This is a genomic window from Polaromonas sp. P1_G2 (assembly GCF_056405515.1).
Genome location: NZ_JBFUBY010001692.1, coordinates 1 through 367, shown reverse-complemented (window position 1 = coordinate 367; position 367 = coordinate 1). Strand labels below are relative to the sequence as shown.

At 60.1% G+C, this 367-nt stretch carries 1 protein-coding gene; it reads right to left on the bottom strand.

Going from position 1 to position 367, the window contains the following annotated elements:
• Positions 1 to 230: MBL fold metallo-hydrolase (locus AC1D0P_RS32140; protein ID WP_477680425.1), on the bottom strand; the 230-nt coding region annotated here is incomplete at its 3' end.
• Between the last annotated feature and the right edge of the window lie 137 nt (positions 231 to 367).

Genomic DNA, 367 nt, shown 5'->3' with positions numbered 1-367 from the left:
CCAGACACGTGGTCGATGTGAAGATGGGTGATCAGCAGCGCGCTGACATCTCCAGCCTTGTAACCAGCGGCTTCGAGGTTTTCCAGCAGTCGGCCCATCGTCGGGCCCGCTACCGTGCCGGATCCGGCATCAACCAGAATTACACGCGAGCCGGTGTCGATGATCCATGCGTTGACGGCGGTGTCGATCTCGCCTTCGGTGGCAAGGAAGAGGCGCTTCAGCGCGGTCACGCGTCGTCAGTGACGTCGGCGAAGTTCAGGGGGTTGATGGCWACCGTACCGTCGTAAAGAGCAGTTACGATTACGTCGCCGATGGCCATCCGGTGCTAACCGGCATTCTGCTGGCGGAGTAGGTTAGATACTGTCTC